The 25,057-nt window shown below is 37.8% G+C and carries 19 protein-coding genes; all 19 read right to left on the reverse strand.

Translation table 11 applies throughout. The features are described from left to right. Positions 1-50 precede the first annotated feature (50 nt). The 19 genes from ADU73_RS02790 to yfmF all read right to left on the reverse strand — a co-directional run bounded on the left by ADU73_RS02790 (position 51) and on the right by yfmF (position 24,900). On the reverse strand, positions 51-1,406 hold the full coding sequence (locus ADU73_RS02790) for an ISLre2 family transposase (RefSeq protein WP_062913156.1): 1,356 nt from the start codon (positions 1,404-1,406) through the stop codon (positions 51-53). 113 nt (positions 1,407-1,519) lie between these two features. Next, positions 1,520-2,578: a DNA polymerase IV gene (gene dinB, locus ADU73_RS02795; RefSeq protein ID WP_237028906.1), complete on the reverse strand. Its 1,059-nt coding sequence runs from the start codon at positions 2,576-2,578 to the stop codon at positions 1,520-1,522. 255 nt (positions 2,579-2,833) lie between these two features. Next, entirely contained in the window at positions 2,834-4,327 is a 1,494-nt protein-coding gene (zwf, locus tag ADU73_RS02800; RefSeq protein WP_062913158.1) for a glucose-6-phosphate dehydrogenase, read from the reverse strand. A gap of 129 nt (positions 4,328-4,456) precedes the next feature. Continuing rightward, positions 4,457-4,879, reverse strand: coding sequence for a preprotein translocase subunit YajC (gene yajC / locus ADU73_RS02805; RefSeq protein WP_046870914.1), 423 nt, complete (start codon positions 4,877-4,879; stop codon positions 4,457-4,459). Between the two features lie 125 nt (positions 4,880-5,004). Then, on the reverse strand, positions 5,005-6,372 hold the full coding sequence (locus tag ADU73_RS02810) for an ISLre2 family transposase (RefSeq protein WP_046872291.1): 1,368 nt from the start codon (positions 6,370-6,372) through the stop codon (positions 5,005-5,007). Positions 6,373-6,496: 124 nt separating this feature from the next. Further along, positions 6,497-7,639, reverse strand: coding sequence for a tRNA guanosine(34) transglycosylase Tgt (gene tgt / locus ADU73_RS02815; protein ID WP_046870911.1), 1,143 nt, complete (start codon positions 7,637-7,639; stop codon positions 6,497-6,499). Positions 7,640-7,714: 75 nt separating this feature from the next. Beyond that, positions 7,715-8,734 (reverse strand): Holliday junction branch migration DNA helicase RuvB, encoded by a 1,020-nt coding sequence (gene ruvB / locus ADU73_RS02820; protein ID WP_062913159.1) that lies wholly within the window; start codon positions 8,732-8,734, stop codon positions 7,715-7,717. A gap of 17 nt (positions 8,735-8,751) precedes the next feature. Next, positions 8,752-9,345: a Holliday junction branch migration protein RuvA gene (gene ruvA, locus ADU73_RS02825; RefSeq protein ID WP_062913160.1), complete on the reverse strand. Its 594-nt coding sequence runs from the start codon at positions 9,343-9,345 to the stop codon at positions 8,752-8,754. 67 nt (positions 9,346-9,412) lie between these two features. Beyond that, a complete protein-coding gene (gene mutL, locus ADU73_RS02830) occupies positions 9,413-11,368 on the reverse strand; it encodes a DNA mismatch repair endonuclease MutL (RefSeq protein WP_062913161.1) in 1,956 nt (651 codons plus the stop codon). 14 nt (positions 11,369-11,382) lie between these two features. Beyond that, a complete protein-coding gene (gene mutS / locus ADU73_RS02835; RefSeq protein ID WP_046870907.1) occupies positions 11,383-14,022 on the reverse strand; it encodes a DNA mismatch repair protein MutS in 2,640 nt (879 codons plus the stop codon). Positions 14,023-14,179: 157 nt separating this feature from the next. Next, positions 14,180-15,739 carry a ribonuclease Y gene (rny, locus tag ADU73_RS02840; RefSeq protein ID WP_046870906.1) on the reverse strand — a complete coding sequence of 520 codons (1,560 nt, stop codon included), beginning with the start codon at positions 15,737-15,739 and terminating at the stop codon, positions 14,180-14,182. A 184-nt stretch (positions 15,740-15,923) separates the two neighbouring features. Next, positions 15,924-17,291, reverse strand: a complete 1,368-nt coding sequence (locus ADU73_RS02845; protein ID WP_046872291.1) for an ISLre2 family transposase — start codon at positions 17,289-17,291, stop codon at positions 15,924-15,926. A gap of 227 nt (positions 17,292-17,518) precedes the next feature. Then, on the reverse strand, positions 17,519-18,643 hold the full coding sequence (recA, locus tag ADU73_RS02850) for a recombinase RecA (RefSeq protein WP_062913162.1): 1,125 nt from the start codon (positions 18,641-18,643) through the stop codon (positions 17,519-17,521). An 89-nt stretch (positions 18,644-18,732) separates the two neighbouring features. Then, positions 18,733-19,956, reverse strand: a complete 1,224-nt coding sequence (locus ADU73_RS02855; RefSeq protein WP_046870904.1) for a competence/damage-inducible protein A — start codon at positions 19,954-19,956, stop codon at positions 18,733-18,735. Between the two features lie 106 nt (positions 19,957-20,062). Further along, the gene (gene pgsA / locus ADU73_RS02860; protein WP_046870903.1) at positions 20,063-20,647 is read right to left on the reverse strand and encodes a CDP-diacylglycerol--glycerol-3-phosphate 3-phosphatidyltransferase; all 585 of its coding nucleotides are present in this window, start codon (positions 20,645-20,647) and stop codon (positions 20,063-20,065) included. Between the two features lie 14 nt (positions 20,648-20,661). After that, on the reverse strand, positions 20,662-21,540 hold the full coding sequence (locus ADU73_RS02865) for a helix-turn-helix domain-containing protein (protein WP_046870902.1): 879 nt from the start codon (positions 21,538-21,540) through the stop codon (positions 20,662-20,664). A 69-nt stretch (positions 21,541-21,609) separates the two neighbouring features. Further along, the gene (ymfI, locus tag ADU73_RS02870; RefSeq protein WP_046870901.1) at positions 21,610-22,335 is read right to left on the reverse strand and encodes an elongation factor P 5-aminopentanone reductase; all 726 of its coding nucleotides are present in this window, start codon (positions 22,333-22,335) and stop codon (positions 21,610-21,612) included. Beyond that, a complete protein-coding gene (gene yfmH, locus ADU73_RS02875; RefSeq protein ID WP_062913163.1) occupies positions 22,332-23,636 on the reverse strand; it encodes an EF-P 5-aminopentanol modification-associated protein YfmH in 1,305 nt (434 codons plus the stop codon). Before yfmH ends, ymfI begins: the two co-directional genes overlap by 4 nt. Beyond that, the gene (gene yfmF, locus ADU73_RS02880; RefSeq protein WP_046870899.1) at positions 23,629-24,900 is read right to left on the reverse strand and encodes an EF-P 5-aminopentanol modification-associated protein YfmF; all 1,272 of its coding nucleotides are present in this window, start codon (positions 24,898-24,900) and stop codon (positions 23,629-23,631) included. The genes yfmH and yfmF overlap by 8 nt, the downstream gene beginning before the upstream one ends. Between the last annotated feature and the right edge of the window lie 157 nt (positions 24,901-25,057).

A 25,057-nucleotide genomic window follows, 5' to 3' on the forward strand; every position in this document is an offset into this window, starting at 1 on the left:
CGCCTCCACTACACCTATTATTCAGGTTTTACGAAATAATCTTCACCAAATTACCCATAGCACTTACTGGTTGCTGCATCTAGGTGAAGACTACCATGCTTGATTCCTTGATGTTGCGTAAAGGGTTGCTTAAGAAAATGACTTGCAGATATGTTAACTGGTTTGACGTTTATTGGTGAGGCGGCGGGGACATTTAACATTGCCGCTTCCAGTTGACCATTAATTTCACTCGTAATCACATTGACCATTGCTTTTAAGCCAGGTATACTCCAAGAACGACCTTGATGCTTTAATCGGTACGTAAAACGACGATGGTTACTTTCACAACCACCCAAGCACACATTTTCAGCCGTTAAGCTGCGCTCAACAGCTGGTTTTAAGTAATTCCAATTACGCTTCAAATAACGCCGTAAAAGTTGAATTGACTCAAGACTATCTGTATCGCTAGCTATTGATTCACAAGTATCAAGAATAACCTGAATTTGGTCACTATCCCAATTATGAACAGCCTGAAATAACATATTTTGTAGTTTCTTAGGCATCATGCTTAATCGCTTACGAATTTTTCGATTCAAGTGATAACAATCTAAAAAATGTTCATGTTTTTTTGCCCCAATTGCTAATTCATCAAAGCAGGATGGTTCATAACCACTGCCATTATCGCTACCGGTGATCACCGTAGTGTGTTGTAAATCATAGTTTTGACTTAAATAATCTTGTGCTTGCTTAAAAACTACTCGGCGGTTTAATCCTGTAAACACATGCCGGTTTAGCGTCTGTCGGCGCTGGCCATTTTGGGTAATGCCTTCCGTTAATTGAAGTCGGTGCACGAAGATATTCTTATGGTGGTGTTTAGCCTTTATGGCGACACAAAAGGCATCACCTTCTAGATATAAATAAGGAACTTGACGTTTCTTTGCTACAGTTACTAACGTGGTTTCTTCACGCTGCTTTTCACATTGCGTACCTGCTGTTTGATAAAGTTGACCAACTTTCTGATGACTGATAGAAAGTGGGGTTAAAAGGTTAACAGCCAAAGCTGTTGTCCGTAAAACACTATGTGAAGCTAGCTTGGCAACCTTTTCGACCATTAAGGGTGAAAATCTACTTCGTGGAATTAACTGCAAATAACGATCTAAAGGAAATACATATTTTTTATCAGTTAGTTTCACTAACCGGCGTTTGAAAGTCACGGCCCCACACATAAAATTCAAAGTTCTTTCGCGCTTGCCCACAATTTCTTGGTATTCTGTTTCGCCAATTAGAAGATCATCAAGATCTTCTAACGCCTGGCCTAAGGCAGTGGCAATCAACGTCTGACACTGCATCATTAAATTCTGTTCCGCATCAAATAAATTATTACTATCCTTTAAAACTGTCATGATTTCTGTTAATATTTGAGACATGAAGACCGTTACCTCCTAATTTTTGGCTGCTATACCTAATTAGAAGATTAACGGTCTTCTCTTGTTTTGAAAAGACTTTTTTTCACTTTCCTACTAAAACTTTACACTAACAATTAATCTGATTTAAATAACGGTAACGTAATGTTTTCAAAGTTAATACTAGCCAGATTTGTCATTGTAATTCCTAATAATCTGATTCCCCGCTTACTATCACCAAATTCATCAAAAAGTTGTTGTGCATAAAAAAGATAAGCTTCCTCGCTATTCTCAATAAATTCAGTTAAAGTTTGTCTTTTGGTAATCGTTTCAAAATCTGCATATCTCACCTTGAGAACTAAAGTTTTACCATGCTTTTGTCTTTGTTTCATAGCAAGCGCCACATTTTTTGCTAATATGGTCAGCGCCTGTTCTGCCTCAGAATCCGTTGTTAAATTAGGATTATAAGTACTTTCTTTACCAATCGATTTTCGTTCTCGCAAATATTCAACGGGCCGATCATCTGCTCCACGCACATGATGATACAAGACATCTCCAAATCTTCCAAAATGATGAATCAAATACAGTTCACTTTTTTGATAGAGATCTGCTCCATTAAAAATCTTTAAATCGTACATTTTAGGAACGGTCTTTTTACCAACTCCGCGAAATTTTTCAATTGGTAATTTATCTAAAAATTCACGCACATCCTCAGGCAAAACAACGGCAACACCGATTGGCTTTTGATACTCAGAAGCCAACTTGGCCAAAAACTTATTGTAAGAGATGCCAGTAGAACAAGTTAAGTTAGTTTTTGCAAATATTTCACTTTGAATTTGATGGGCCACTTCCACCGCACTTTCAATATGTTTTTTATTGTCTGTAATATCCAGATATGCTTCATCAAACGCGACTGGTTCAATTTTTTCAGTATACTCATGAAAGATTTTATGGATTTGATCTGATACCGCTCGATATAACGTAAAATTTGGTGTCTGAAAGAAAGCCTTAGGACATAGTTCTAAAGCTTTTTGCGCACTCATTGCTGAATGAACACCCGACTGCCGTGCCATATAGTTTGCAGTAGCGACAACTCCTTTTCCACCCGTTCTACGTGGATCTTTCGCGATAATAAGGGGCTTTTTTTTGAGCCCTGGTCGTTCACGTTCTTCGATTGAAGCGTAAAAAGCATCCATATCAACATGAATGATCTTTCTTGATGTATTTATGTTAATAGGAAGAATATCTTCATTTTGAGCTTGGGACAACTTTATCACCTGGATTCATACCACTTCTAAAAATTACTTTTAATATCATTTTATAAAATTAAATGACGTAACGATTTCTTAATCTCTTTTCAGTTTAATCGAACGTATGTTTGAAAACAAGCAAAATAAATTCAAAAAGCGACTAATCAACAAATTGTCAATTAACCGCTCCAATTATTTCATTTAATGTTTGGTTGCCCCAAATACCCAATCACGATGATCACGGGTCAATAATTCTTGGGCAGCTTTAGGCCCCATTGTACCACTTACATAATTCGGGAAATCAGTCTTTTGACTATCCCAATTTTGTCTAACAACATCAACAATCCGCCAAGCTTGTGCTACTTCATGCCAATGGGCAAAGTTGGTTCGATTACCATCTAAGGCATCATGAATTAGTTTTTCATATGCTTCCGGAACTTTTGCTTTTTCAGCAGATGTCTTATGATATTCTAAATGAATTGGCATAATTCCATAGCCTTGACTACCATTTTTTACATTTAGATCTAATTGATACCCTTGATCTGGTTCAACATAAAGAGTTAGGACATTTTGTTCAAGTTTGGTATCCTGCTCACCTGTTGCTGTAAAAATATTATCCGTTGTATCCTTAAAAACTACATTAATTTGCGTAGATTTTCGGGCAAGCCGTTTTCCAGTTCTAATGTAAATAGGAACACCGGTTAAATTACCATTTGTAGTTTCCAATTTTCCGGCCACAAACGTTTCAATCTGTGAATGCTCATCGGTTCCCTCTTCATGTCGGTAATCCAATTGCTCATGTTCAGCATCTTCACCGTATTGACCGCGAACAAAGTTCTTTGAAGCTTCTTTGGCTGAATAAACTTTAATATTTTGAAGGGCCTCTACTTTGCGATCACGTAGTTCTTTTGCTGTGTATTCACTAGGCTTTTGCATGGTAAGTAATGACACAATTTGCAGAATATGGTTTTGCACCATGTCTCGCAACGCACCAGCCGTTTCGTAATAGCCAGCCCGCTCCTCGACACCTAATGATTCCGCTAAGGTAATTTGAATATTATCGATATGTTCCTTGTTCCAAAGCGATTCAATCACTTGGTTTCCAAACCTCAAAGCCGCAATACTTTGAATGGCTTCCTTCCCCAAATAATGATCAATTCGATAAATTTGATCTTCAGAAAAAGCGGCGGAAATATCATCATTAAGTTCTTTAGCAGTTTCAAAGTCACGGCCAAATGGTTTTTCAATAATTAACCGATTATAGCCATGATCAGTAATTAACTTTTCTGATTTTAAATGGCCAGCAATGGTTCCAAAGAATCTCGGTGCCATGGCCAAATAATAAATTCGGTTGCCATTAAGTTTATATTTTTCATCTAATTTATCAGCTAATTTTCGTAACGCCACATAGTGTTCCGTATCATTGACATTATGCGATTGATAACAGAAATGACTCGCAAATTTTCGTGTGATCTCACTATTTGTTCGATCGGACTCATGACCATCATCTGCAATGGCATTCATCACAACCTCATGATAATGATCGTTAGTCCAAGGACGACGTGCTGTTCCAATTACGGCAAAATCATCCTTTAAATAGCCTTTTTCATACAAACGAAATAATGAAGGATATAATTTGCGATAGGCCAAATCACCTGTTCCTCCAAAAATTATAAACAACGCTTGTTGTGTCATTTCATTTGCCTCTCTTTCACAATATAAGTCCGCTTTAATTATGAAACTTTCGTTTTGAATACACAACTTTTTAACCCTAAAAAAAAAGATTTGAAACAAAAAATGTCTCAATCCTTTAAATTTAACTGATTATTCCTTATTTTCTGGTTTGTCAGTTGATTCCTGAGCATCATCTGCATCAGGAGTTTCTTTGACATCTTTTGCTGCTGCTTCTGGTTCTGTGGCAGAAGTTTCCTCTTTTTCAGCTGGTTTAACAGCTTCCACATGATCCACTCGCATAATAGCAGTTCGATCAAAAACCAAGTAGATACCATCACAGTCTAAAGTAACTGTTTTTGCATCTTCATCAATTGAATCAACAACTCCATGTAAACGACCAATGGTAACGATCTTGTCACCAACTTGAAGTTTACTCATCATATCTTGATGCTTTTGTTGTTGTTTCTTTTGTGGACGGATCATCATAAAATACATCAATCCAAAAATTAAGATAATGAAGACAATTGTACCTGCGCCTCCACCTAAACCTGCGTTTGCTGCTAATAACAATATAAACACCTCATTTCCTTTATATTAACTGTATCAAATATTAACGTTTACTTCCAGTGTATTTAAAAATTGTATGTGTCAAGTTTTCCTAGGTGCCTTATAATCAACCAAATATTTATACACAATAATTAGTTTGAAAATATTTTTGCCATTGCTCCGATAGGGCTACTTGTTGGGGCATCAACTGGTATTTTACCTGAAAGAACTCCAATATGCTTAGAATGGTGCTTGTTGCTCAGCTGAGCTGAACTCAACGTCTTCAATGATTCCGTAGCGATCTCAATCGTTAGCTCTTGTAACTTTCTTAAACCACCACGTAAGTATTTATCTAGCTTACCGTTTACCCGAGCTTCAATTAATTTCAACATAGCCTCAAGGCCCTTTTCGGACCATACTTTGCCTTGCTTTTTCATTCGATACGTGTACGCTCTGTGTGAGCTTTCAACGGATCCCAATTTGCCGACCCTCATGAAGCCACGATCGTGTGGAGACTTTATAAACTGCCAATTTCTTGCCAAATATTGTCTTAGGACCCTTAGGCTCTCAAGTTCCTTATCAGTTTTAATTTGCGACTCAAATGTATCTAAAATAACGTTTAACTGATTCTGATCATACAGGCTAACGCTCTTAACGGCCTTATCAACCAATGGATTAAATAAACCAAAGGTTTGTTTAATCTTTTTGACAAAGTGATACCGATCGATAGTAAATTCAACTCTTTGAGCACTCGGAACTATTTCTCGCATACTTTTCGGGTTATACCCTGGGCCACCATCACTTGCTGTAAACACGGTCATTTCACTGATTTTATAATACTTCTCAATGTAGTCAGTTACTCGTTTTTGAACCTTTTTTTGATTGATACCAACAAACTCAACTTTGTTTGATCTTGTTCCATCTAATCCTGATTCAAAAACAATGTAATGGTGGACGTCTTGTCTTCGTCGATTAATTTTGTGTATCTCAAAGGCATCGCCTTCAACCACTAAGTTTTCAACTTTTCGTTTCTTAACTAGTTTCTCTTCGGACGATTTTTCTTCTGTCTTCACGGTATCTGCCATGTCTCTGATAATTCGGTCTACTGACCAGGCACTAATATCCGTCTGACTTGCCAGATTGATCATTGCGGCCGTATTTCTCATCGTTGTCGTTTGCCCAATTTTGGCAACGACACTTTTAAAATAAGGTGAAATTCTTTTTCTTTCTTCCAACTGAAGTTGTTCATCCAACGGGAAGTAATAACTTCCATTGGGTCGAAGATAACATCTTCTTTCAAAATTCACGGCGCCAAACATAAACTCAATTGTTCTGGCCTGTCGATTAATGAATGTATTTTCTGCCGGAATTGATGGAACGAGTGTTTCATCTAATTGCCTCAGATATTCAGCTACAACCAGCTGGAATGACTTCCTAAGATGAAGAATTACCTGCTCCTCTAAATCAAATAAACTGTCTAAATTTCCCAATGATTCAATAAAATCTGCTAAAATATACATGAAAGACCTGTATCCCTTCCTTTAATCTTCGTCGATTAAAAGGCTACAGGTCTTTTTCTATATATTCAACTCAAAATGAATATTCCTAGAATTTTATTGACCATCTAGGAAAACCTTACACTAACTAAAAATTCTTTGCATCTTCTTTATTATATCCATACTCTTCAAAGAAGTTTTCTCTAAATTCAAGCAAATTATCTTCAATAATTGCCTGATGCACCTGTTTCATTAGATGCACTAAAAAGTAAATATTATGAATACTCGTCAAACGAATTCCAAATGACTCATTAGTTTTAATTAAATGACGTACGTAAGCCCGCGTATAATTACGACAAGTATAACACTGACAATTATCATCTAAGGGTGTAAAATCACGCGCATACTTGGCATTTTTCACAACTAATCTTCCGTGTGACGTCATGCATGTCCCGTTGCGGGCAATTCGGGTGGGTAGCACACAATCAAACATATCAATTCCACGCATCACGCCATCAATTAAAGCATCAGGAGAGCCAACCCCCATTAAATAACGTGGCTTGTTTTCCGGCAGCATTGGTGTTGTGAAGCTTAGAACCCGATTCATTTCATCCTTCGATTCGCCCACAGACAGACCGCCGATGGAATACCCAGGGAAATCCATGCTAACAAGATCCTTAGCACTTTGTTCACGTAACGCTTTAAATCCAGCTCCCTGAACAATTCCAAACAATGCTTGCCAATCAGGATTTTGATGTGCTTTTAAACCTCGTTCTGCCCAGCGACTAGTTCGTTCCACTGAATGTTTTACATATTCATAACTCTCAAAAAACGGTGGGCATTCGTCGAAACTCATCATAATATCTGGCCCGAGATCATTTTCAATTTGAATTGCTTTTTCCGGGCTCAGAAACATTTTTGCACCACTAATTTCATTCCGAAAATGAACACCCTCTTCAGAAATGTCACGCAAGTTAGCAAGTGAAAAAACTTGAAAACCACCAGAATCAGTCAAAATTCCCTTTTTCCAATTCATAAATTTATGAAGGCCGCCAGCCTCTTTAATAATGTCTTCTCCCGGGCGAACCCATAAATGATACGTATTAGAAAGGATAATATCTGCACCAATATCTTCTAGTTCCTCTGGAGACATTGATTTAACCGTTGCTTGAGTTCCTACTGGCATAAAAATTGGGGTTGGAAACGTTCCATGCGGAGTTTCAATCTCGCCTAACCGAGCCCCAGTATGTTTTTCTGTTTTTATTAAATGATATTTGATTGCAGGTTCCACACAAATTCTCCATTTCTTAGTGCTCACTTATTTATTTCACTACAAATACAAGTTCTCAAAATTACATTTCTGGGCCTAATCACTTTGTGGTGCTGACAATCCAAGATGTTCATATCCTTTTTCGGTAACCACGCGACCACGAGGTGTTCGATTCAGATAACCAATTTGCATAAGGTAAGGCTCGTACATCTCAGCAATCGTATCCGATTCTTCACCGATATTAGCCGCAATGGTACCTAAGCCTACGGGACCACCATGATAATATTCAACCATTGTTTTCAAGATTTTATTATCAATTTCATCCAAACCTTCTTCATCAACACGCAAAAAGCGTAAGGATTTAGCAACAATTTCGTCATCAATTGCGTGTTTATCAGATACTTCCATAAAATCACGCACTCGCTTAAGCAACCGGTTGGCTATTCTTGGTGTGCCACGCGATCTTCTTGCAAGCTCATGGGCGCCTTTATCTGTAATTTTGGTATTAAAGATATCTGCAGACCGTTTCACAATTTCCGTAAGATCATCAATCGTGTAATAGCTCATATGTGCCACAATTCCAAATCGATCTCTTAATGGCGCTGACAGCAATCCGGCTCGGGTTGTTGCCCCAATCAATGTAAAAGGAGGCAATGGAAAATGAATAGGATGAGCAGTAGGTCCTTGACCAACAACGATATCTACAAAGAAATCCTCCATTGCTGAATAAAGCATCTCTTCAACAATCTTTGGCAAACGATGAATTTCATCAATAAACAAAATATCACCTGGTTGCAGTTCATTCAATAAAGCCACTAAGTCACCAGGTTTTTCAATGGCCGGACCACTTGTCGTCCGAATGTGCACTGCCATCTCGTTGGCAATTACCATCGCCAATGTAGTTTTTCCCAAACCAGGCGGACCATAAAGTAAAACATGATCTAATGATTCTTCACGTTGCTTGGTTGCTTGGATATAAACTGACAGTTCACGTTTAACGCGATCCTGGCCAATATACTGATCTAATGTAGCGGGACGTAAGGATTTTTCAATTGACGCTTCTTCATTATTTCCTGTTTCATTTGAAACAAGTCGTTCGTCATCAGAATCGTCCATTCATTTCACCTTCCCTCTTATTTCTTCATCAATAGCTTAAGCCCATAACTCAAGTAGTGATCTGTTGTCATAGATTCTTGATCTTCTAATTCCGGTTTGATTTTTGCAATGACTTTTGTTGAATATCCTAAAGCAGATAACGCATCCAAAGCGTCTGCTAAATTACGATTAGATGCCGGTTTAACTACCGGCTCCGTCGGGTTATCAGAAAATAAATTCATTTTCCCTTTCAAATCCAAAATAATCTGTTGCGCAGCTTTAGGCCCAATTTTAGGGAATTTTTTCAAATAAGCCACATCATCATGATTAATTGCGTCAACAAGGCCAGAATGATCTTCATTTGCAAGAATTGTTAAAGCACTTTTAGGACCAATTCCCTTTACTAAAATTAATTTTTCAAATAGTTCCTTATCTTCTGCATCATATAATCCATAAAGACTAATTTCTGTTTCTGAAACAGCTTCATGGACAAAAATCTTTACTAACTTTTTTTTATTAATTTCATAGCGATAAGGATTACCCACAAAAAGTTTGTACCCCACGCCTTGAACTTCTAACACCAAAAATTCTGGTGTGATTTGTGTGACATAACCAATTAAATATTCATACATTCAAATTTTCTCCATTATCCTAAAATAAACATACGTTTGCCTTTATTCATTGTACCATATTTATTTTTTATTCTTGCTCTTCTAAGGGACGATGAGGATCTTGAATACGTTTGAACATTTTTTTCATGTCTGAGTTGGAAAAATGAACCAGAACAGGACGGCCGTGGGGACAATTAAATGGATTCTCTGTTTTAGCCAAATCCTTAAGTAATTGACGCGCTTGCTGATCATCTAAGTGGTGATTGGCCTTAATTGCCCGCTTACAACTCATCATAATTGCTGTTTTCTCACGAAATTTAGCTACTGTCATTCGCGAATCATTAAGAACATAATCAATCATTTCACGAACCGTATCTTCTTCTTGACCAGCCTTAAACCAAGTTGGATGTTGTCGAACCACAAAACTGTTCGGTCCAAAAGATTCTAATTGGATTCCACAGCTTGCCAAAACATCCTGCTTTTCTTGGATTTTTAATATATCACTAGTCGAATAATCGAGCACAATTGGAACCAATAGGCTCTGAGAATCAGTTGAAACCTTTCCAATCTCTTTCCGATAATACTCGTAATTGATACGTTCCTGAGCGGCATGCTGATCCAAAATATATAATCCATCCTCTGATTCAGCAAATAAAAAAGTGCCATGCATTTGGCCTACATAATGCAAAGTAGGAAATCTCTTTTCTTTAGACTTTTCTTCAGATAAGTCTTCTGCAATTTCCGTCTCATTCGTCGTTGCATTCTCTTCAAAAGGAGATAGCTTTGGTTCTTCGGTATATTTCTTTTGAAAATTGGTTAAAGCAGCACTTTGCAATTCCGTTTCGTGTTTGATCACAATTGGTTGGGTTCCATTTTTGGGCAGTGCTTGAAACAACTCAGTTGACGGATCCGCCTGCTGTTCCGTCGAGTTAGTAGAATCACTTGCAGGTTTTGTGGATTCTGAATATTTTGCAGAAGCTTCATTTAGATTAAACTGTAATTGGTCTGTGTTAACTTTACGATTGGTACTAAGATTTTTAACCGCCGACGGAATCAAGTTTTCTTTAGATAACTCCTTATAAATTACTTTTGTAATTAGATCTTGCAACTGAGATTCTTGACTAATTCTAACCTCTTGCTTAGCTGGATGAACATTGACATCAACCAATAAGGGATCCATTTTTATATTTAAAACCGCCACCGGATAACGACCAACCATTAATTTTGACCCGTATCCTTCAATGATCGCTTTCGTTACTTGAAAATTTTTAACATAACGCCCGTTAATCAGAACGGAAATATATTGCCGTGAAGCTCGTGTGAATTCAGGTAAACTCGTGTACCCATAAATCTCAAAATCAACGTCTTCACCTTTGAACTTCACCATTTTACGGGCGTTTTGAACACCATAAATTCCTGCAATTACTTGGAGTAAATCTCCTCTGCCAGAGGTCCGAATAAGTTCTCTTCCTTCATGACTCAGCGTAAACGCAATTTGTGGATAACTTAAAGCCAGCCGATTTACAATATCACTAATATTTGCTAATTCGGTTTGTGGCGATTTTATATACTTCAGACGTGCTGGTGTGTTGAAAAAAAGATCCTTCACACTAATATCTGTTCCTTTTCTAACCGCTGATAACGACTGGCCAATCACCTGACCACCTTTGATATGCATTTGAGTCCCGGCCTCATCGCCAGTTGATGTCTCTAAGAGGACGTCTGCAACTGAAGCGATACTTGGTAAGGCTTCACCACGAAAACCCAGAGAGTGTACCTTAAATAGGTCCTCACGAGTGGTGATTTTACTTGTCGCATGCCGTTCAAAAGCCATTGACACATCTTCGGCTGCGATGCCATCCCCATTATCCACAACTTCAATTGATTTTAATCCTGCTTCTTCAACCAAAATATCAATTTGTGTACTGTTGGCATCGATGGCATTTTCAACTAACTCTTTTACAACTGAAGCTGGTCGTTCAACTACTTCGCCAGCAGCAATTTGGTCAGCAAGAACATCAGAAAGTTCATGAATTTTTGCCATATTATCTCAACCTTCTATTTATTTCCTAATTTTTTCTGCCACTTATATAATTGATTCATGACATCCATAGGGGTCATAGACATCAAATTAAGATTACGAATTTGGGCAACTACTTCTGCATTTTCAGGATCAACTGGCTCTGTTTTGAATAGCGCAAGTTGTTCATCAATTTCGCTTTTTTCTCCAGACTGACTAGTCCCCTTATCTTTTTTAGTTGGTTCTTCATTTGAATCGCCTTGAACCTCATTCGTAATCACTTGATCCGTATCCTTATTTTGAATTTCCAGTTGTTTCAAGATTTTATCGGCCCGGCTCAATAATTCTTTGGGCATGCCAGCTAACTTTGCAACGTGAATCCCATATGATTTATCGGCAGGCCCATCTTCCATTTTATGCAAAAAGACTAGATCGCCATCTTTTTCAACTGCCCCAACATGGACATTTTTTAATTTATTTAATGTTTTATCCAGGGCTGTCAACTCATGATAGTGGGTAGAAAAAAGCGTTTTGGCATGGACATGATTATGAACAAATTCAATAATTGCCTGAGCAATTGCCATTCCATCATAGGTAGCTGTTCCACGACCAATCTCGTCAAATAAAATCAAGCTCTGCGGAGTGGCATTTTGAATTGCTCGATTAGCTTCTTGCATCTCCACCATAAATGTACTTTGTCCGGCAATTAAATCATCTGCCGCACCAATCCTTGTGAAAATTTGATCAAAAATCGGTAACGTAGCCGAATCAGCCGGTACAAAACAACCCATTTGAGCAAGGACAACTGTTAGAGCCAATTGCCGCATATACGTACTTTTACCAGACATATTCGGCCCTGTAATTAAAAGAATATCAACATCTTCAGGCATTTTAACATCATTTGGTACATAACTTTGCCGACCCATAACTTTTTCAACGACAGGATGCCGTCCACCAACAATGTCAATGCTGTGATTTTTAATCAGCTTTGGTTTAACAAAATGATAATTTTCACTAACAACTGCAAAACTCTGAAGAACATCTAAGGTCGCAACTTGTTGAGCCAACTTCTGTAGCCGATCAATGACTTGCTTAATTTGTTCCCGAATCTTGCTAAATAGGTCATATTCAAGGGTTGTAGATTTTTCCTCTGCCTCTAGAATTAAGCTTTCTTTTTCTTTTAGCGCCGGCGTAATAAAACGTTCAGCATTTGTCAGCGTCTGTTTACGCTCATAACGTCCCTCTGGAACGGCGCTCAAATTAGATTTAGTGATTTCAATGTAATAACCAAAAACTTTATTGTAGCCAACTTTTAAATTTTTAATTCCTGTTGCTTTTCGTTCGGATGCTTGTAATTCAGCCATCCATTTTTTTCCATTTGTCATGGCATCCCGATAACTATCAAGTTGCTCGTTATAACCATCTTTAATCACATTTCCTTCGGTTACCGAAATGGGTGGCTCATCTACAATGGCCCGTTCAATCAAATCTGCAATATCTTCGACAGGATCCAGTTTGGCCAGCATTGAGCCGAAAACTTTATCATCTAATTCTCCCAAAACATGTTTGATTTTAGGAATCTGACGTAATGAGGTCTTCAACTGAATAAGATCTCTCCCATTAACGTTTCCAAATGCTACTCGGCCAGCCAGACGCTCTAAATCATAAACTTTTACTAATTCTTCCTGTAAACTACTCCGCTCAAAGTAATGATCTAGTAATTCTGCCACTTTGGTTTGCCGATCTTCAATTTCTTTTTTTCGAATCAATGGTCGATCTAACCAACGTTTCAGTAATCGACCTCCCATAGCTGTACGTGTTTCATCTAACAACCATAAAAGGGTTCCTTGCTTTTTCCCTGTCCGAATAGAGCGCGTAAGTTCCAAATTATATTTAGAATAGTGATCCATTCGTAAGTAATAAGACGGTTCATAGGCAACTGCTTTTTGTAAATGCGCTAAACTCCGCTTTTGAGTTACGGTGATATACGTCAGCAAAGTCTCGACAACAGTTTTCTCTGCTGGTTTAGTAAGTGCCTGCGTTAAATAACTCAATTCAGACTTCACTTCAATTTTGTCTTGATGGGAGACCATAATATTCAACTTTTTAAATTGTTCTTGTATGTCATCTGAAACAGATGGGTCCACCACAATTTCCTTAGATTGCAGATTCACAACTTCATTGATCACGGCCTCAGAAGATTCTAAACAACTAGTTTTTAGTTCTCCAGTTGATAGATCGGTATACGCAAAACCGAACTCATTATTTTTAGTCATTACCAATGCGGTCAAATAATTGTTTGATTTTGCTTCAGTAACATTGGAATCTGTCACTGTCCCGGGTGTAATTAATTGAATAACTTCCCGCTTCACCATTCCTTTGGCTAATCGTGGATCTTCCATTTGTTCACATATGGCAACTTTGTATCCTTTTTCAATTAAAATATCAATATAATTTTGAACTGCATGATGAGGCATCCCACACATTGGAATTGGATCAACCGCACTATGACTTCGAGAAGTCAGTGTCAATTCGAGAATCTGGGCGCCTTTAATCGCGTCATCATAAAAAAGTTCATAAAAATCACCAATTCGATAAAACAAAAAGGCATCCGGATATTCTTTTTTTATCGCCATATATTGTTGCATCATCGGCGTATCACTCGTTTTTTGTGGCAAACTCTCTCCTGCTTTCTACTTCTTTATCTAATTCAAATATTTAAAACTATCTGTTCTATTTTAACATTTAACTTTTAGAGTGCCTACTAACTAATTTGACCGATTAAAAACAAAAAAAGCCTGGCAACATATGTGCCAAACTTCTCTCACATTCTATTTATTTAGCATAATTTACAGCGCGAACTTCTCGAATTACCGTAACTTTAACTTTCCCAGAATATTCTAGTTGTTTTTCAATCGCCGTTCGAATATCGTGAGTCAAAGTTGTTGCCTGTAAATCGGAAATCTTTGAAGGCTTAACGATTACCCGAATCTCTCGACCGGCTTGAATCGCATAACTCTTCCTAACGCCTTTAAATCCATCAGCTAAATTCTCTAACTTTTCAAGTCTGTGAATATAATTCTCTAGAGAATCGCTACGGGCACCTGGTCGAGCAGCTGAAATTGAATCTGCTGCAGCAACCAATACTGAAGTTACATACTCTGCACCGACATCCCCATGATGGGAAGCAATAGCATTAATAACCACTGGACTTTCCTTATACTTCTTTGCAAATTCTACACCGATTGTCACATGAGATCCTTCAACCTCATGATCAACCGCTTTTCCAATATCGTGTAATAATCCTGCGCGTTTAGCTAAAGTAACATCCTCACCTAATTCGGCTGCCAAAATACCTGTTAATTTAGCAACTTCAATTGAATGATCCAAAACGTTTTGTCCATAACTAGTACGGAATTTAAGCCGACCAACTAACTTGATCAACTCTGGGTTCATTGAATGAATACCAAGATCAAAAATGGTTTGTTCCCCAACTTCACGGATTTTATCATCCATGTCCTTGCGGGCCTTCTCAACCATTTCCTCAATTCGAGCCGGATGGATTCGACCATCTTGAATTAATCGTTCAAGTGCCATTTTAGCAATCTCACGACGAACTGGATCAAATCCACTTAGCACAACCGCCTTTGGTGTATCATCAATGATTAAGTCGATACCAGTCAGAGTTTCAAGAGTTCTGATGTTTCGACCTTCACGACCAATAATTCGGCCTTTCATATCATCACTGGGGAGATCCACCACGGTAACAGTTGATTCTGTAGCCACATCGGCTGCACTTCTCTCGATAGCTTGAGCAATTAAATCTGTTGCCACTTTTTTAGCATCTGTTTGTGCTTTATCTTCACTTTCGCGAATCATTTTAGCACGCTCGTCTGCCAAGCCATCACGAACCTCGTTCAGAATCAAGGACTGTGCGTCGTCTTGCGACATTGCCGCAACCCGTTCCAACTCTTCTGTACGTTTTGTAACTAATGAGGATGCTGCTTGTTGTTGTTCGTCAATCCGCTTTTGTTCGGAACTCAATTTTTCTTCCTTGCGTTCTAAACTATCTTCACGTTTTTCGAAAGCATTATCTTTATGATCCAAAGCCTCTTCTCGTTGTAACAAACGTTCCTCTTGTTTTTGCGCATCTGCACGCCGTTTCTTAAGTTCGTTTTCTACTCGAGTTCGGTAGCGGTGACTTTCGTCTTTAGCTTCTAAAAGAGCTTCTCTTTTTTCAGTTGCCGCTTGTTTCTTGGCATTATCTAAAATACCACTAGCCGTGTCTTGAGCATCATGTACATTTCTCTCTTGAATGAGTTTATGCACATAATAACCAATGCCATAGCCAACAACAATAGCGATGATTGCGAGGATTATATTGAAAACAATCATGTTTCCACCTCCGAATCATCAATAGTTGGTTAACCTTCTAACCGAATTTTATGATGTTATTTTGATTATTCACACAATACTTAGTTTAGCATTCCTAAGGCAGTTTAATCAAGCTATCTCACTATTTGTATGTGTCAAGTTTTCCTAGGTGCCTTATAATCAACCAAATATTTATACACAATAATTAGTTTGAAAATATTTTTGCCATTGCTCCGATAGGGCTACTTGTTGGGGCATCAACTGGTATTTTACCTGAAAGAACTCCAATATGCTTAGAATGGTGCTTGTTGCTCAGCTGAGCTGAACTCAACGTCTTCAATGATTCCGTAGCGATCTCAATCGTTAGCTCTTGTAACTTTCTTAAACCACCACGTAAGTATTTATCTAGCTTACCGTTTACCCGAGCTTCAATTAATTTCAACATAGCCTCAAGGCCCTTTTCGGACCATACTTTGCCTTGCTTTTTCATTCGATACGTGTACGCTCTGTGTGAGCTTTCAACGGATCCCAATTTGCCGACCCTCATGAAGCCACGATCGTGTGGAGACTTTATAAACTGCCAATTTCTTGCCAAATATTGTCTTAGGACCCTTAGGCTCTCAAGTTCCTTATCAGTTTTAATTTGCGACTCAAATGTATCTAAAATAACGTTTAACTGATTCTGATCATACAGGCTAACGCTCTTAACGGCCTTATCAACCAATGGATTAAATAAACCAAAGGTTTGTTTAATCTTTTTGACAAAGTGATACCGATCGATAGTAAATTCAACTCTTTGAGCACTCGGAACTATTTCTCGCATACTTTTCGGGTTATACCCTGGGCCACCATCACTTGCTGTAAACACGGTCATTTCACTGATTTTATAATACTTCTCAATGTAGTCAGTTACTCGTTTTTGAACCTTTTTTTGATTGATACCAACAAACTCAACTTTGTTTGATCTTGTTCCATCTAATCCTGATTCAAAAACAATGTAATGGTGGACGTCTTGTCTTCGTCGATTAATTTTGTGTATCTCAAAGGCATCGCCTTCAACCACTAAGTTTTCAACTTTTCGTTTCTTAACTAGTTTCTCTTCGGACGATTTTTCTTCTGTCTTCACGGTATCTGCCATGTCTCTGATAATTCGGTCTACTGACCAGGCACTAATATCCGTCTGACTTGCCAGATTGATCATTGCGGCCGTATTTCTCATCGTTGTCGTTTGCCCAATTTTGGCAACGACACTTTTAAAATAAGGTGAAATTCTTTTTCTTTCTTCCAACTGAAGTTGTTCATCCAACGGGAAGTAATAACTTCCATTGGGTCGAAGATAACATCTTCTTTCAAAATTCACGGCGCCAAACATAAACTCAATTGTTCTGGCCTGTCGATTAATGAATGTATTTTCTGCCGGAATTGATGGAACGAGTGTTTCATCTAATTGCCTCAGATATTCAGCTACAACCAGCTGGAATGACTTCCTAAGATGAAGAATTACCTGCTCCTCTAAATCAAATAAACTGTCTAAATTTCCCAATGATTCAATAAAATCTGCTAAAATATACATGAAAGACCTGTATCCTTTCCTTTAATCTTCGTCGATTAAAAGGCTACAGGTCTTTTTCTATATATTCAACTCAAAATGAATATTCCTAGAATTTTATTGACCATCTAGGAAAACCTTACACTAACCACTATTTATATTATCAATTTTACGGATTTAATCCAAAAAATAAGTTAAATATTTCTTAAAAAAATAATCCACCATGTTTAAACAGTGAATTACTCTTTTTATTATTTATTTTTATCAGAAGGTTCAAGATCTAGCTTAGAAGGATCAGACTTTTCTTTCTTTGCTTTTCCTTTTGCCTTTTCCTTAGCCTTAGTTTTTTTCTGTTCTTCTTCCTCATCTTTTTCTTCAGCTGTTTCATCCATCCCATAGGCTGCACGAACTTTTTTGTAAATTTCTTCTCTTTTTTCAGGGTTATCTTCTAAATATTGCTTAGCATTTTCACGGCCCTGTCCAATTCGTTCATCACCATATGAATACCAAGAACCACTTTTATCAACGATATCTTTCTCAACAGCCATATCAATAATTTCTCCGGTTTGGGAAATTCCATGCCCGTACATGATATCGACCTCGGCACGTTTAAATGGAGGCGCAACCTTGTTTTTAACAACCTTGATTCGAACTCGATTTCCAATAATATTCGTACCATCTTTAATTTGTTCTGCACGACGAATCTCTAATCGAATTGTTGCATAGAATTTCAAAGCCCGTCCACCAGGTGTGACCTCAGGATTACCAAACATAACCCCAACTTTTTCACGAATTTGATTAATAAAAATGGCAATCGTCTTCGTTTTATTGATAGAACCAGAAAGCTTACGAAGAGCCTGTGACATGAGACGAGCTTGAAGGCCAACATGAGCATCACCCATTTCACCCTCAATTTCTGCACGAGGAACCAATGCCGCAACTGAATCAACAACAACCAAATCAACAGCACCACTAGATACTAATGCATCGGTGATTTCAAGACCTTCTTCACCTGTGTCCGGTTGAGATAACAGCAAGTCATCAATATTAACGCCTAAATGCTCTGCATAAACAGGATCTAACGCATTTTCTGCATCAATATAAGCTGCTGTGCCGCCTTCCTTTTGTACTTGAGCAACTGCATGCAATGCAACCGTTGTTTTTCCTGAACTTTCTGGTCCATAAACTTCAACGATTCTTCCACGCGGGTAGCCACCCACACCAAGTGCATTATCCAATGCTAATGAGCCAGTAGAAATGGTAGAAATCTGCGTTTGGGCAGAATCACCCATTCGCATAATAGACCCCTTACCAAAATTCTTTTCGATTTTTTTAAGCGCAGCATCTAATGCTGCTTTTCTTTGATCATCAGCCAATTTGTTTCCTCCTTAACGGGAATATCTAACAGTCATAATAATACTGATTTTTAACATGAATTGCAAGCAAAAACGAACAAAAGTTCGCATCACTTTAAAATTTGATTAATCATACTCAATGCATTCATAACAACTCGTTCTTTAACAAAAGGCCGAATCGTTGAGAATTTAAGCTTTTTACAATTCATTTGGTTTTTGTTGTCAACAATAGCTATCCAAATTGATCCAACCTGCTCACCATTAGCTACTTGGTCAAGTTGTGCTTGAGAAACGGCGATTCCCAAATTACTATTAGTATCCTGTTTAATTTGTTTAGCCAGCTGCTCCGTATCTTTTTTTGATTTAAGATCCGTCTGGAAGTCATTTTGATCAGTAACTAATGAAAGTGTTGTTAAAACCCGGCCACCTTTAGAAATTTGATTGTTGTCATCAGACTCCGTAAGTGCTGTCAACAATCGGCCATCGGTAAAACCTTCAACAGCGCTCACCGTCGATTGTGCTTTTTTTAATTGCTTAATTACGACCTTGGACAGTGAATTATGATCACCATACCCATAAAAGTAATCACCAACTAATTTTTGAATTTTGCTTTCACAGTTGTTTAAAGCACCATCAACTTCAGAAACAGTCTTTCCCCGAGCCGTAAGTCGTAACGTTACTTCATTTTGCTTAGCATACGGCGCAATTGTGGGATTTTTTTGCTTATCAATTAAATCACTTAATTGCGTTGTTAGTTCAGATTCACCAATTCCAAAGAAACGTAAAACCCTTGAATGTAAAATATGATCTCTAAAATAGTTTTTTGTTAATAACGGCAAAACTTGCTCCGAAACCATCGGCTCAAGCTCACTTGGCGGTCCCGGTAAAAGTAAAAAGTCTGGTCCGTTAGTTTCCTTAGCAAAAATTCCAACTGCAAAACCAGTTCGGTTACTAATCGGTTGTGCGTTGGCCAGATACATAGCCTGTATGCGATTATTTTCTGTCATTACCCGGCCCGTTTCCCTAAAATACCGTTCAATTTTGGCCATGGCAGGAGCATCGGTAACTAACTTTTGCTGCAAAAAATCAGCAACTGTTTGTTTTGTTAGGTCATCCTCTGTTGGCCCCAATCCTCCAGATAAGATAATGAGGTCACTACGTTGCGCCGCCAATTCAATGGTTGCCTTCAACCGTTCCGGATTATCTCCAACTGTTGATTGGAAATAAACATCAATCCCCAAGTTCGCTAATTTTTGTGCAATAAATGGTGTATTTGTGTCGGTAATCTGACCAAGTAATATTTCTGTCCCAACGGCAATTAGTTCTGCTTTCAAAATTCGACCTCCTATATAATCAAATACGCTTTTTTTTTAAAACAATTTATTTAAACAGATTAAAAAAAGAGTTTGGTAAGAACCTCACCAAAACTCAGTTGATCTTTCACTTGAAACCATCGGAAAAAACGTCCCGATTTTGAACAAAGTAGTCTATTCCGGAATAAATTGTGAAAAACAAGCAAATGTAAAGCATAATGTCGGCCATTGGAATTCCTAATGCTGCAAACAGAACATTATTTAGAATTAATAAAATAATTGCAATCATTTGTGAAGTTGTTTTTATTTTTCCCGGCATAGCAGCCGCCATAACTTGACCATTATTTTCAACAATCAGTAATCTTAATCCGGTAACTGCTAATTCACGACAAACAATAATTGCAGCCACCCACGCTGGTACTTTATCAAGCGAAACTAAAATGATAAAGGCTGACATGACTAACATTTTATCTGCCAGAGGATCGGCAAACTTTCCGAAATTTGTCACTAAATGTTTAGCACGGGCAATTTTGCCATCAGCTAAATCGGTTAGAGATGCCACTGCGAAGATTATTGCACCAATTATTTTTGTAACAGCAATTGATGTGCCGAACCAAGTGACTGTTCCCCATGTATAAGGGATAACCATAATTACAATAAAAACCGGAATTAAAATAATACGAAATACTGTTAATTTATTTGGTAAATTCAAAAGATGTCCTCCATTTAATCCTTAATATTTAAGGTAATTGTCTTAGTTTGGGTAGTATCATTTTGAGGATTGAAATTAAACTTCTTCCCGTTAACTGTAATGGTAGTTTGTGGGGCATTGCCCAAGCTTATTGAGACCTTAGAGACACCTTTAGCAACTTTCACCGTATGCGCCGCTCCCGTTTGCAAAGTCCCCATCCAGCTTTGTGTTCCGTCGCTTGAAACTGAGACCCATGCATTACTTGTCCCCGCTTTAATGTTCAAACTCGATCCATCAGAAGGGCCATCCTTTAAATCATATTCTGTCGTAGAACTCCCAACTTGAGTAATCTTTTGAGATTTTTCTTTAGATGATGAACTTGATGATTTACTTGAAGCTGATTGTTTCTTTTTTGAACTACTTGCATCATCAGTAACACTCACCTTACTACTAGTAAGATGTGGCTGAGCAGAATTTCCGGAATGGCTCATTCCCCAAATTGTTCCCAAAACCACAACAACAATGACCACTACGACTATCGTTGGTAAATAAGCTGCGTATTTGCCAAAGCGTCTAGAAAATTCACTTTCTTTTACAACTTGCTTATGCTGCGTTGTTCTAGAAGGTAATGGTCCCGTAGCTACAGGCGCGCTTTGCTTGCCATTATCGTTAGTTTCTTGCAATTCACCGGCCAATAATTTGTGAGAATCCAGTCCAACCACATTTGCATACTGGCTGACAAATGATTGCACGTAGTAATCACCTGGCAAATCATTCATTTGTCCGGCCTCAATTGCCATTAAATAGCGTTTTTGAATTTTGGTTTTTTCTTGAATATAATCAATCGATAATCCTTGATCCATTCTGGCTGCTTGAAGCCTTTTTCCAATCTCTTTATTTTGTCTCTCACTCATCACTTTTCACCCACTATTAAATTAGTCCGCTATTAGTATAGCATATTCAAATCAACTGAAATCTCATTCTTATTTTAACCAGCCACCATCTATATAAATAGTTTGTCCCGTCATGTATCCAGCTGCTTGATTCGTTAGCTGAACAATCCAATAAGCAATGTCAGCCGGAGTTGCAAATTTTCCAGCCGGGATATCTTCTGTAATTGATTGACGATCATCACTTGTTAAAAAATGATTCATATGTGTATCTACTGCACCAGGAGCCACCACATTTACCGTAATACCAAGGGATCCCACTTCTTTTGCATAAGCGTTAGCAAAAGCACTTTGCGCCCCTTTTACAGTACTATAACTGACCTCCATGGCACTTCCCACTGCTCCATAAACAGATCCAACAAATATGATTCGTCCATGTGAGGATCTAGCCAATTTATCTTGTAAGGCTTTAATCATTTCAATTGGAACCGCAACTTGCATATTCCATTGATGAAGAATTTCTTCACTCGTTGTCTCGGTTAATAATTTATACGATGTTGTTCCTTGTGCAAAAATAATGGTATCCAACTCAAAAATATTTCCAAGAAATTCATGCAAATGGTCAAGCGTACTCATATCAAACGAAACACCTAAAAAATCCTGAGTTGGAAACTGGGTGCTTAATTTCGTAATCAATTGTGTGATCTTTTCTTTTTGATGATTATAGTGTAAATATAATGACCAACCCTCGGCAGCCAATTGGGTAACGGTTGCAATCCCAATATCTCCCGAAGCACCTAAAACTAAAGCATGTTTCATGACTTCACTTCCATTGGCATAATTTCAAAGGTGCTCAAGCTTTCTGGTTTAAATAAGCTTGCAGCAACTTGCTCTAGGTCCGCTAATGTTAACTTTTCGTAAATCATTTCCTGATCAAAAATGGTCGCCTGGTCAAACAATTGGCCTTCATAACCGTTAGCAATTGACTCGATAGAATCCATTCGTGATAAAAGACGCCCCATCATTTCTTTTTTAGCAAGTTCGAATTGTGCTTTCAATTTAGGCAATATCTGTTGCGCATTAGCCAGTATTTTTTCGATTTGTTCATTAAATTGATCCGGATGATCCGTATCACTACTAAAGCTGACATAATGGAACGACCGAGCCAGATCAAATTCATATGAAAATGTATCGTCAACAACACCAGAATCGTACAAGTTTAAATATTCCTGTGAAGAGTCACCAAATAATAAGTAAAGTAACAAATTAACTTTCAGTTTATAAGCGAGTCCAGCTCGCCCATCAGGCACTTGATCTAGACCCTTAAGTCCAATAATACTTTTTGGACGATTTACAGCCATCTTAACCACTTGGCGTTTAATAATATCTTTTCCATTCGGATCTTCTGGCGGCAACTGAACCTTTGGCAATTCAAATTTAGGAAATGCTTTTTCGTTTTGATTCTGAATAACCCACTCCAACGTTTTATTTGGATCCACGTTTCCTACAATAAATAAATCCATATTTGCTGGATGATAAAACGTCTTGTGGGCCAGATACAAATCGTCAGCTGTAATTTTTGCAATGGAACTGACAGTCCCAGCAATATCAATATGCACAGGATGTTTAGGATAGAGGTTATTTAAAATTCCCATATACAATTTCCAATCAGGATCATCGTCATACATTTGAATTTCTTGACCAATAATTTCCTTCTCTTTTTCAACAGACTGCTTCGTAAAGTACGGTTCTTGCACAAAATTAAGTAAAATATCCAAGTTTTCCTTGATATTTTGCGTTGCAGAGAATAAATAACTTGTTCTAGTAAAACTAGTAAAAGCATTCGAATCAGCTCCATACTTACCAAACAAATCAAAAGCATCATACCCTTTTTTATCAAACATCTTATGTTCTAAAAAATGGGCAATCCCTCCAGGTTGGGTGACATGTGTTTGTTTCCCTTGAGGAATAAAGGTCCGATCAATCGATCCAAAATTAGTGGTAAAAATCGCATAGGTTTTACGGAACCCTTGTTTTGGCAAGATATTAACGGTTAAGCCATTATCTAGAGTTTCTGTGTAAAGACTCTCACCAAATTGTTTATACGTTTGTTTATGCATGTGTCTTCACCTCTGAACTCAAAAAATAAACAGCTTGTAACTCTACTTGTTTCGCAACTTTCATAATGCTCTCGCGTGAAACCTTCTGGATTTGGTCAATCCATTCTTCAGCAGAAATTTGACTACCAACTAAATCATTTGTGAGCTCACGACTGGCATAAACACGCTCTAAATCTAACGATGAGACGTAATTGGAAATTAATCCTTTTTTAATCTGAACAAGCTGTTCATCAGTAAAGTCACCGGCCTGCATATCTGTTAATTGTTTGGCAATGATAGTTAAAACTTGTTCTTTATCCTGTGAATTAATCCCTGCTTGAACAACCATCAATCCATTAAAAATATCCACACTACTGTTTGCATAATAAGCTAAACTCGCTCTTTCACGCACATTTATGAATAATTTTGATAAGGGGGAACCACCAAATAACGCATTAAAAACAATTCCAGCATAATAATTATCATTCCGAAAATCCGTTGGAAACTGGTAGGCCAAATCTAGCTTAGCCTGAACAACATCCTGATTTTCAGTACGTGCTTGGAATGATCTTTCTTTTTTTTCACTATTTGTTAGTTCTACCGAATTAGCTGACCGATCTACAAATGGCCATTGGTTAATTTCATTAACAACCTGATTTGCATTAACGTCACCTACCACATAGATCTCCACACGATCATGTGCCAAAACCAACTGATAATAATCAAACAAATCGTGATTTTTTATTTCGGCTAAACTTTTGGCATCCCCGAAGGCTGGCACGCTTTGAACCTCATCTTCGTTAAATACCAATTTTTGCAATTGCAGTGCTGCATAGGATTGCTTGTCATCCTGAAGTGCATTAATGTACGCAATTAAATTAGCCTGCTGGCGTTGAAAAGTCTGTTCATGAAAGCAGTCATCCTTAGCGAGCGGATTGAAAATCATCTCTTGTAAAAACTGAATCCCCTCGGATAATAAATCCTCTGAAGAATCCAAATAGTGATCATTTGGCAACGACAATGAAAAAGTAAGATCATGAATATTCTGTTTCCGCATGACTGTCGTACCAAAACCAGCCCCATACAATTGTGATAGTGCTCGCGAAACTAAAATTTGTGTCACATATTTTTTTGAACTAGTCTCCAAAATATTAGCTAGCAGTGAACGATAGCTTGTTTTCAGTTTTGATGCATTTTCTAAAAAGTGTACCGAAATTTGGGTATTTTTGAATTGGGATACCGGAATAACCGTTAACGCAACTCCCTGTTTAATTTGTATTCGCACTAAAAATTACCTCATTTTAAAAAGTTATTTACTAATTTCATTATACGCGACCTTTACTGCCTTTGAGTACCCTAAAAAATGCAATTTAAAAGGAAATTTAAGAGATAACAAAAATGTTGATTTAAATTGGCCTTGTCCGCGCCAATCTAGATCAACA

Origin of the sequence: Pediococcus damnosus, from assembly GCF_001611155.1 — a bacterium.
In the GTDB taxonomy this organism is placed as follows: Bacteria; Bacillota; Bacilli; order Lactobacillales; family Lactobacillaceae; genus Pediococcus; species Pediococcus damnosus.

Excerpts from the sequence above, each read along its gene's own strand:
- ADU73_RS02865 (WP_046870902.1), bottom strand. The coding sequence starts at position 21,540 with ATGAGTGAGAGACAAAATAAAGAGATTGGAAAAAGGCTTCAAGCAGCC.
- ruvA (WP_062913160.1), bottom strand. The coding sequence starts at position 9,345 with ATGTATGAATATTTAATTGGTTATGTCACACAAATCACACCAGAATTT.
- ruvB (WP_062913159.1), bottom strand. The coding sequence starts at position 8,734 with ATGGACGATTCTGATGACGAACGACTTGTTTCAAATGAAACAGGAAAT.
- rny (WP_046870906.1), bottom strand. The coding sequence starts at position 15,739 with ATGATTGTTTTCAATATAATCCTCGCAATCATCGCTATTGTTGTTGGC.
- ADU73_RS02810 (WP_046872291.1), bottom strand. The coding sequence starts at position 6,372 with ATGTATATTTTAGCAGATTTTATTGAATCATTGGGAAATTTAGACAGT.
- dinB (WP_237028906.1), bottom strand. The coding sequence starts at position 2,578 with ATGGATGCTTTTTACGCTTCAATCGAAGAACGTGAACGACCAGGGCTC.
- ADU73_RS02845 (WP_046872291.1), bottom strand. The coding sequence starts at position 17,291 with ATGTATATTTTAGCAGATTTTATTGAATCATTGGGAAATTTAGACAGT.
- zwf (WP_062913158.1), bottom strand. The coding sequence starts at position 4,327 with ATGACACAACAAGCGTTGTTTATAATTTTTGGAGGAACAGGTGATTTG.
- yfmH (WP_062913163.1), bottom strand. The coding sequence starts at position 23,636 with ATGCATAAACAAACGTATAAACAATTTGGTGAGAGTCTTTACACAGAA.
- ymfI (WP_046870901.1), bottom strand. The coding sequence starts at position 22,335 with ATGAAACATGCTTTAGTTTTAGGTGCTTCGGGAGATATTGGGATTGCA.
- ADU73_RS02790 (WP_062913156.1), bottom strand. The coding sequence starts at position 1,406 with ATGTCTCAAATATTAACAGAAATCATGACAGTTTTAAAGGATAGTAAT.
- mutL (WP_062913161.1), bottom strand. The coding sequence starts at position 11,368 with ATGGCAAAAATTCATGAACTTTCTGATGTTCTTGCTGACCAAATTGCT.